At 44.6% G+C, this 8,918-nt stretch carries 6 protein-coding genes; 5 read left to right on the forward strand and 1 reads right to left on the reverse strand.

Translation table 11 applies throughout. The features are described 5' to 3' along the window. Nucleotides 1–184 precede the first annotated feature (184 nt). The 3 genes from QMY49_RS07355 to QMY49_RS07365 are packed head-to-tail and all read left to right on the forward strand — an operon-like array spanning nt 185 to nt 3,142. On the forward strand, nt 185–1,297 hold the full coding sequence (locus QMY49_RS07355; RefSeq protein WP_283313756.1) for a glycosyltransferase: 1,113 nt from the start codon (nt 185–187) through the stop codon (nt 1,295–1,297). After that, complete coding sequence (locus QMY49_RS07360) at nt 1,294–2,493, forward strand: glycosyltransferase family 2 protein (RefSeq protein ID WP_283313759.1); 1,200 nt, start codon at nt 1,294–1,296, stop codon at nt 2,491–2,493. Before QMY49_RS07355 ends, QMY49_RS07360 begins: the two co-directional genes overlap by 4 nt. 10 nt (nt 2,494–2,503) lie before the next feature. Then, nucleotides 2,504–3,142, forward strand: a complete 639-nt coding sequence (locus tag QMY49_RS07365; RefSeq protein WP_283313762.1) for a sugar transferase — start codon at nt 2,504–2,506, stop codon at nt 3,140–3,142. Between the two features lie 29 nt (nt 3,143–3,171). Here the strand turns inward: QMY49_RS07365 and QMY49_RS07370 are convergent, their stop codons facing one another. Next, entirely contained in the window at nt 3,172–3,561 is a 390-nt protein-coding gene (locus QMY49_RS07370; RefSeq protein ID WP_009697747.1) for an ATP-binding protein, read from the reverse strand. Nucleotides 3,562–3,876: 315 nt separating this feature from the next. Here QMY49_RS07370 and QMY49_RS07375 point away from each other — a divergent pair, with 315 nt between their 5' ends. Then, nucleotides 3,877–8,277 (forward strand): SslE/AcfD family lipoprotein zinc metalloprotease, encoded by a 4,401-nt coding sequence (locus QMY49_RS07375; RefSeq protein ID WP_283313764.1) that lies wholly within the window; start codon nt 3,877–3,879, stop codon nt 8,275–8,277. A 205-nt stretch (nt 8,278–8,482) separates the two neighbouring features. Next, nucleotides 8,483–8,887 carry a hypothetical protein gene (locus QMY49_RS07380; protein WP_283313766.1) on the forward strand — a complete coding sequence of 135 codons (405 nt, stop codon included), beginning with the start codon at nt 8,483–8,485 and terminating at the stop codon, nt 8,885–8,887. The last annotated feature ends 31 nt before the right edge of the window (nt 8,888–8,918 follow it).

The raw sequence follows: 8,918 nt of genomic DNA on the forward strand, positions 1-8,918 counted from the left end.
CAAGCAATTAACTGGGAATTTCTTTCATCCGCGAATTCTGAATTTCAAAATGAGAATATTCTTTTCTCATTTTGATGTTCAGCACCTAAAAATTATTAACTTGTTGTTTTTGCTTACTTTAATTTTTGGCACATAGCGTGCACAAGTCAACATGTAGAAAAACAAATATATCGAGGACTCAGGAATGGAAAACTCAGACACTCGAACATCAACCAAGAACGGCAATGTGATTGTACACGTCGTCCAACATCTCGCCCCCGGCGGATTAGAAACTCTGGTACTAGAGATGCTTCGTTTTGCTAAAGCAGAAGACTCCGTTTTTGTGGTTAGTCTTGAGGGGAACAAAAAGGTTGCATTTCGTCATTGGAGTAAGTTGTTGGATTACCGAGACCAACTTTGCTTTCTCGATAAAGCGCCAGGTTTTAGCCTAACCACACTCCAAGCATTGAAACATATACTCAAAAGACTCAACGCAAATGTGGTTCATACTCACCATATCGGTCCCTTGCTGTATGGCGGGATTGCGACACGATTGCTAGGCATTAAAACCTTAATCCACACGGAGCATGATGCTTGGCACTTAAACAACCAAAAAGCAGCTAGATTACAAACAGTATTACTCAAGAGTCTTCGCCCCCAAGTTGTTGCAGACGCTGAGTTTGTCGCTGACCAAATAACCAACAAGCTAGGCTATCTTCGAGTCAGCACCATTCATAATGGGATTGATTGTGAAAAGTTCACCAATGGTAATCAAAACCAAGCCCGTGAGCGCTTTTCGCTTCCCACTGATAAGTTCATTGTCGGAACAGCAGGTCGTTTAGAAGCCGTTAAGGGGCAAGAGATCCTAATCAAAGCCTTCTCACATCTACCAACACATACACACCTTGCTATTGCAGGAAGCGGTAGCCAAAGAGAGCTATTAGAAGCGCAGGTACGCACTTTGGGACTTGAAGACAGAGTAACGTTCTTGGGCTTGGTTAGTGACATGCCGCACTTTTACCAAAGCTTAAATGTCTTTTGTCTACCTTCACTTCAAGAGGGTTTTCCACTTTCAACCCTAGAAGCACAAGCCTGCGGCGTCCCTTGCATTGCCAGTGACGTTGGAGCAGTAAAAGAGACGCTATGCCCACAAACAAGCGCATTGGTTGAGCCAAATAAAGTTCCCGTTCTAGCGGATGCATTGTCACAGCATTTATCAGAAATACCGCGTTCGCCTAGAGCCCATATTCTTAAGCATTTCGATATCCGCAATATGGTTAACCGCTACGCGATGTTAGCTCAAGGAGAGAACTTATGATTGATTTACTTTGGACCACTGGCTTCGTTTTATCTGCGCTATTAATTGTCTACCATCACGTTGGCTACCCTCTTGTTCTGAACTGGCTTTCAACACGTCGTGAACAGCGCAAGGTAGCGAAGAAAGCAACGGTAAAAGAGCGTTGTTACAAAGCATCCAAAAACGACTGCATCTTACCTACGATGACAATCGTTGTACCTGCCTACAACGAAGAACAATGGATCGCAGAAAAGATCCGAAACCTTGCAAGCCTTGACTATCCGCGAGATAAATTAACGATTGTCATTGCCTGTGATGGATGCTCCGACAACACAGCAGAGATAGCACAGAACACCATTCAAGAAGCGATCTGTGCTGACACTTTATTCATCATTCGAGACCACGCAATCAATCGTGGCAAAGTGACGCTCATCAACTCTGAAATGAAAAACATAACCACTGAGATTACCGTCCTTAGTGATGTTTCTGCCCTAGTCTCTTGTGATTCCTTACTGCTAGCGAGCCAACACTATCAAAATGAGAATATCGGTGTAGTCAATGCGACTTATCAAATCATGGCGACACAAAACCAAGGTGAAGCAGCTTACTGGCAGTACCAATCTAATGTGAAATACAAAGAGTCGTTGATTGGCTCAACCATTGGTTCTCACGGCGCGTTCTATACATTTAGAACCAAACTGTTCACGCCGCTCGAACCTGAGATCATTAACGATGACTTCATTTTACCAATGCGTATCGTACTACAAGGTTATGCATCCATTTATGAACCTAGGATGCTGGCTCTTGAGCTAGAAGAAAGCTCTGATAACTCTGACTTCAAACGACGCCTACGCATCTCTGCAGGCAATATGCAGCAGTTCTTGAAACTTAAAAAGCTGCTGTTACCCCGCTATCGTGGCACTGCATTTGCATTTTTATCAGGAAAGGTACTGCGTCTTGCGACTCCTTACCTAATGATCATGTGTTTGGTGAGTTCATTACTGCTAATTCACTACCCAGCGTTTCAATTTCTAATGCTGGCACAACTGGCAGTCTACTCAGCTGCTCTCTTCACTTACTTAGTACCAGTATTAAATTTGTTTAAGCCATTTAAGTTAATCAATTACTTAGTGGTTGGACACATAGCTAACTTCGCAGGCGGACTACGCTACCTACTTGGAATGGAAAACGGACGCTGGAAGCGCATTAATCAATAAGGAAAGCATCATGAAAACTTCACGCTACGACTCAAATATTCATCTAGCAAAACGCGCTTTCGATGTAGTTGTTTCACTGCTCATCTTGCTCGTCACCATGCCGATTATGCCTTTGATTGCGTTAGCAATTGTAATGAACTCAAAAGGCCCTGTGATTTATCGTCAGCTTCGTGTGGGTCGTTGTACACCAGACAAGATGGAGCTGTTTGAAATCATGAAGTTTCGCACTATGTATGTCGATGCCGAGCAACGTTCTGGCGCGGTATGGGCTTCAGAGAATGATCCAAGAATCACACCTGTCGGTCGATTCTTACGTAAGACACGCTTAGATGAACTGCCACAGTTATTCAATGTGCTAAAAGGTGAAATGTCGTTGATTGGTCCTCGTCCTGAGCGCCCTGCTTTTTACCAAAAGCTAGAAGATGAGATTCCTTACTTTGTTGAACGCACTTACGGTGTTCTACCAGGCATCACAGGGTTAGCACAAGTCAATCAAGGCTACGACTCATGTATTGAGGATGTTCGCCGTAAAGTCGGCTTCGACCACAGCTACGCATTGAGCCTAAGCTCATTTTACTCGTGGATTTCGATGGACATCGCCATTATGAGCAAAACACTGGTTGTCATGATCGATGGCAGGGGTCAGTAGTATTCTTGAGACCAAAAGAGGTTAAAACGTTATTCTTGCCATTGGCGACGCATGTTTTCGATCGTCGCTGATGGCACATCGTGAATGCTTTGATATTGCTCACGACACACATGCACTTCCACTTCAATTTGCTTTTTCTCACAATACTTTAGGTAGCGCTTCATTTCCCAGTGACGAACAAAGGTATTGCTGACAATCACCACCTTACCTTTATTAAGCCACTTACGGGTTTGTTGAAAACACCATTCATGGGCATCCGCTAGCTTGGTACCATCAAAAACGTATTCTCCAATTTCATTCTCAAAATACATGTCAGCTTCAAAGTGTTTCGCTTTGAGCTGTTTGGACAATTTCTTAGCAAGCGTTGTCTTTCCAGAGCCTGGTAAACCACGAATAAGAAGGAGTTTTGCGTTGGTCATGATCGGATGATTTCAGTGAAAAACCAGCAAACTGTACGCTATTTTTGCAGAAAAGAAAGTCCAACTAACCACTAGGCTTATTCATTCTGTGAATCCCACCCTCAGTTGTGACAATTTGTTCAATACAAAGCTAATCTTTTTGTTCCCTCCTGCCGCTTTTAAAACTAGAATGCGCGCGCATTTATCGAGCCCTAAAAACTTACTAAAAGTTAATTACTTAACAACATAATCTCGATAGCTCTGAGCTTTAAAATAAAGTAACTCTCAACCAACTCGCCATCCAAATGACGATGGCACTTCATAAGGGTTTAGTCTTTGAAACGAAGTCTTCTTTCAATCCTTGTCGCTTCGCTGCTGCTTGGCTGCGGTGGCGATGAAAGCAACAACTCAACAAATACCACACCACCGACTGTTGAACCTGATTTACCGCCAGATCAACCAGATATAGGTGTAACCACGTATCAAGGTAAACTGTTTATTCATAGTAAACAGTTAACCGGTGATCTTGAGTGTGATGATCAGGATATCAGTGAGTCAGGCTACTTCACTTATACCGCTTCTGAAGGCACATTCACCTGTCAATTCGGTGGTATTACTCTAGGTACGTTCAACTACCTAGTGCCACAACAAACACGTGAAGGTTCACAACCATCTGAGTTAACTCAAGCGTATGATCTTAAAGATGTGCTAGGTAAACACGCAAGTAATGTCACTAAGCTGTTAAACAAGATCGACACATGCCCTACTCAAGATACACAAGTGTGTTTAGATGAAATCAACAGCTACGATATCCAAGACCTGTATCTAAGCGAAGATCAAGCGGCGATTGATGAGTTTCTCAATCCAAGTGTCGCGAATGAGGGTGAGCAACCAAGCGCGCACGTTGATCCAGAGCTTCAGCCAGAAGTCACCCCAGGTGCAAGTAACAACTTAACCGGGTCGTTTGTTTCTGCCAACGCCGAAGCAACTTATGAATACAAGCCAAGCGCTGCAAACAAGCCACTAACGACAAGTCGCTTGATGGACTCGCAAGGCTACCCCCTTGCCGGTGTTGAGTTCTTCAGCCACTCTGCCCGTGGTATGACAGATGCAAACGGCGAGTTTGAATACCTATGGGGCGAGAACCTGATCTTTGGTATCGATACCTTCACACTCGGGCAAGTTAAAGGTAACAAGGTAAATTACCAACTTGCGGATTTAAGTGACAATCCGTTGGTAAAACAAAACCTAGAGGCGTTTGTTCGTCGTTATGGTATTCAGACTGACAGCAACATTGAGATCAACGATAACGTTCGTCAGGTATTTGCACAGTACCCTAACGTAATCAATGAACTGATCAACCTTAGCTTACCAAACGGCGCAAAGATTGAAGGTACTAACTTCACGACGCCAAACGAGTTTGCTGCACAGTTTAGCCAAGGTTTAACGCAGATCATCGATGGACAGTTGAAACAAGCACCACAGTGGTCAGGCTTTGCGGCACCTATGTTGCGTACCGTTCGCGCTACAGGGAGCAATTATGTAACGCAATCTCTGCATCAAATTTATGCAGGCGTGGATAGCGTGCACATCTTCCATGATAACCATGGTTGGGGCGGTTCTGGTTATACACGTGCAATGCGTAACTTCAACCTAACCAATGAAGCATTCCCAGTGCTAATGCCACGTAATGACAACAGTTACTGGCTTCCTTTTGGTGAAGAGGCCGCTTGGACACGTGGCTCAGGTAAAGACAAGAAAGCTTACATCGTAGATGCAACGACCATTGATGAAACATCGACGGTCAAGATGCTGCGTCCGGAAAAAATCTCGAAACAAACAGCGACCTTCAATTTACCAACCATGACCGCGGGTATGATTGGTTCAGGTAAAGTAGTGTTCTTGGGTAACGCGATGTACACCTCTATTTTCTCGTGTCCACAAAACTACTGGGCAGGCGCAGATTTGGGCATTGAAAGCGAGAAACAAACATGTCGCTACAGCACGCCACACAACCAAGTTGCTCAAGACGCAGATACTCGTACCGACAACGGCAGCATGCAAAAGATGTTCGGCAACTTGATCAATTGGCTGGTACCAAACGCATCACAAGATTCGATTGCCATTGCAACGAACATCAGCAAGGGGCACGCTTTCCGTTGGGACCGCAAAGAGGGTCAAATCTACGACTTCTTCGTTAACCCAAGCTACCAACTTGGTGATATGGAACTGCTAAATAGTGGTTCATTCAGCACTCTTGATGCAACGACGACTCCGCTATTACTGCTTCAATCTTATGAGATTAAAACCGATGGCTATGATACCAAATCCGTCGTTTCTGATATTCAACAGCCTAAGTTGGATGCAGATGACGTCACAGCGCTGATCGAATATGTAAACAACGGCGGCAACATCATCTTCTTTGATGCTCTAGAGGCAAGTAATCCTGAGCCTATCGCTCGTTTAGCTGATGCCGCTGGCGTCTCTGTAGGTGGTGCAAACGTTGCGAAGACCTTCCAGTCTCTTTGTTCAGATAGCTACTGGTGTCATAGTACATCGGGTCCAAACGTCCCTAACCTACACACAGTGGCGGAATTCGATCTTGTGGTTTATGAGCGTTATGCCGATACCACAAAAATTGAAATCAATGACAATGGCACCGTCACATGGCCGGGTAATATCGACATGCCAACGCTTGAGATTCCGTTGTACAAGGTAACTGTTGGCGACCAAGAGCAACAGCGCTATGCCTTCCACATGGTGAAATCTGAGCAAGAGAAACAAACAGCCATCGCGGAACTGCAAAAGAACTTCCCTGGCGTGCCATTGTGTAAGGACGAATACCAATACGAAGTTAACTGTATTGAAGTACGTAAAGGTCATGGTATTCCGAGCCGAGGTAACCACCACCGTCCTGACTTCACTCGCTATGAAATGAGTCCTGAAGTCGTCGATAGTATGGTCAAGGCTGCAAACCTAGGTGCAAACATTGATCGCTTATTCTCTCACGAGCTTTACTACCGTAGTAAAGGTGAGATTGGTGAACGCTTGTCGCAAGCGGAGTTAACATCAACTTACGACAACCTATCAGTTTGGCTATGGAATGACGAACAGTACGAGTATAAACAGGACGTACAAGACGAGCTTGGCTTCAAACGCGCAGTCGAAATACTGAACTGTTACACCAATAACACTCACCAAGGCGGAAGTGCATGTGGGCAAGAGACACAAGAGCAGTTAGCTAAATGGTCAATGATTACAGAATCAGGCGAACTTAACCCTTCTTACCCACTAAACTGGATGGAAAAACCGTTAACTCGCATGATGCTAGGTCGCTCATACTGGGATTTAGACATCAGTGTTGATACGACAGGCTACCCAGGTCGACCATTGCAATCTGGAAGTTCGGCTAGTGTCGATATTCACACTAACAACAAAACCGTAATTGGCACCGCTGGCAGTATGCAATCGACAGGTTTGTGGGCTCCACAACTTGAAAATGTGACGATTTCCGGGGGCGTAAAAGCTTCGATTAACGTGGCGTTAGTTGATGATCTGACAGGGCGCGCGAATCATGAGTTGAGTTTGAAACGTCCACCTCGCGTTCAGAAGACCTTCCAATATGACGGGGCGCAATTAACCTTTAAAGTCCCTTATGGTGGTTTGATTTACATCCAGCCTCTTGAAACAGCTCAAGGTGACGTGGTGACATTCAACTTTAACGGCGTACTACAAGCATCTTGGTGGAAAGATGGCAAATGGGTAAACAACATCAATGCTGACGTACCACTTGCCGAAATCGATTCTGGTCATTTCATCTACACCACTCCTGTCAACAACGTACAGGAAACTGATGTACCTAAATTCGCTGATGAACTGAATGCCTTCGCAAATCATGCAAGCGACTTTTACGGACGCGATCAGGTGACGGAAGATGGCAAGCATCGTCGATTTACCTATGATGCTCTCTTAGCGAACCGACACCGCTTTGTGAATGATGTGCAAATCTCTATTGGTGCAGCACACTCTGGTTACCCAGTACAAAGCAACAGCTACTGGCCGACATGGACAGTGGTTCCAACGAACCCAACGAATGATTGGTTGCTATGGCACGAAGTGGGTCATAACTTAGCATCAGCACCATTTATGGTAGCTGGCTCAACCGAGGTGACCAACAACATTCTTGCGTTATACATGCAGGAGCAACGCGAAGCGAAGCCATACATGGACCGCATCGCAAGTGACTTATCTAAGTCACCTCTATGGCTAGACCGCTTTGAAGGTCACGCTTGGAGTGAGGCAGATGTCGGTATGCGCTTAGCCATGTTCGGTCAGTTGAAGCTTTGGGCAGAAGATCACTTTAACATCGACACTTGGTACTCTAATCAAGCATCTAAACCAAGCATTTTTGGTGAAGATCAGGGTTGGAACTTCTTCAAGTTGGCTCACCGCAAAGCTCGTGGTGACAGTGTTGGTGACCACGGTATTAACTACTGTTCAACGCAGAGCAGCCAGTTAAGCCAAGGCGATTTGCTGATGGCGTGTACGTCTTATTTAACCCAGTACGATTTGACAGATTACTTCCGCAAGTGGAATCCATCAGAAACTAAAGCCAACTTACCAAATGGCAGTGTTGATTACTCTGGTGGCTTAACACAAGTAGGCTTCAATGCCGTAGCGGCAATGAAACTACCAAAACCAGACAAATCCCCTTCTGAGTATTTGTCCGTTGAGTAAACCGCTGTAAATCAAAAGCCGACAGAATTCGACTCTGTCGGCTTTTTTGTTCATCGCGCTTTTAGTGCTCAAGCGGGATCACCCTGTACGGACTTGCTTCTCAAGATAACCAATTCACGAATATTTACATATCCCGTTGTAATCAGATAAGAAAAACCGCGGTCTGCCATTGAGAACTTATTCATTACTCTTTAAAGGACTCCAAATGAAAGAAACACTGCCACTTAAACTCAAAAAACAGTTAGGACTAGGATTATTAGCATTGCGATTAAGTATCGCCTTGGTGTTTATTATGTGGGCACTAGATAAAGTCTTTGTTCCAGAACACGCAATGAAAGTATTTGCCGGCTTTTATGGTTTAGACATTTCAAGTGGAATCTCTGTCGCGATGGGGCTTGCCCAATTAGTATTTATTGGGATTTTTGTCGCTGGCTTATGGAAAAATATAACCTACCTTGCCATTTTAGTTTTACATGCTGGCTCCACCTTTACTTCGTTTGCTAAATACCTAGACCCATTTAACAACCTGCTGTTCTTCGCTGCGTGGCCAATGCTCGCAGCTTGCTTCGCGTTGTACCTGCTTCGAGAGCATGACATCTACACTTTGTAGTAAAACACAGAAAACGCCAATAAAGGCTTAT

Source organism: Vibrio harveyi, from assembly GCF_030060435.1.
GTDB classification, from domain to species: domain Bacteria; phylum Pseudomonadota; class Gammaproteobacteria; order Enterobacterales; family Vibrionaceae; genus Vibrio; species Vibrio harveyi.